Raw genomic sequence first — 509 nt, forward strand, 5'->3', positions numbered from 1 at the left:
CGGAGCTGGAGAAGGCTGCGCTGAAGGAGCTGGCGGAGGGAAACTTCTAAGCCCGGACCGGCGCCGAACAGCTGCGCGACACCTGATGGCCACCATGGGCATCAGTGAACGTAGAGCCACCGCGCTGGCCGGGCTTGCCCGATCCGCCTTCCGGCGGACCCTGAAGTCTGATCACCCTGGTGATCCTGATGCAGGGTTCAGGGCCTGGCTGCGCGCCTACGCGAAGAAGCACCCGCGCTGGGGCTACCGGCGGGCCTACCATGATGCCCGCGCCGAGGGCTGGGCGCTCAACCATAAGAAGGTCCAGCGGCTCTGGCGTGAAGAGGGCCTGCGGGTTCCGGTGAAACGTCGACGCAAGCGCGTAGGGGCCTCCACCGCAGAAGCCCCGCAGGCCGGCGCGCCGAATGTGGTGTGGGCGGTGGACTTCCAGTTCGATGCCGACGAGACCGGCCGGGCGATCAAGATCGCCTCGATCGTCGATGAGCACACCCGCGAATGCCTGGGCGGGA

General features: G+C 67.8%; 1 pseudogene. It reads left to right on the plus strand.

Annotated elements, in window-relative coordinates:
- Window positions 1–509 (plus strand): annotated as a pseudogene (locus tag FEF26_RS15565) (IS3 family transposase); the annotation flags it as partial.

Origin of the sequence: Nesterenkonia salmonea (assembly GCF_005771525.1) — a bacterium.
In the GTDB taxonomy this organism is placed as follows: Bacteria; Actinomycetota; Actinomycetes; order Actinomycetales; family Micrococcaceae; genus Nesterenkonia; species Nesterenkonia salmonea.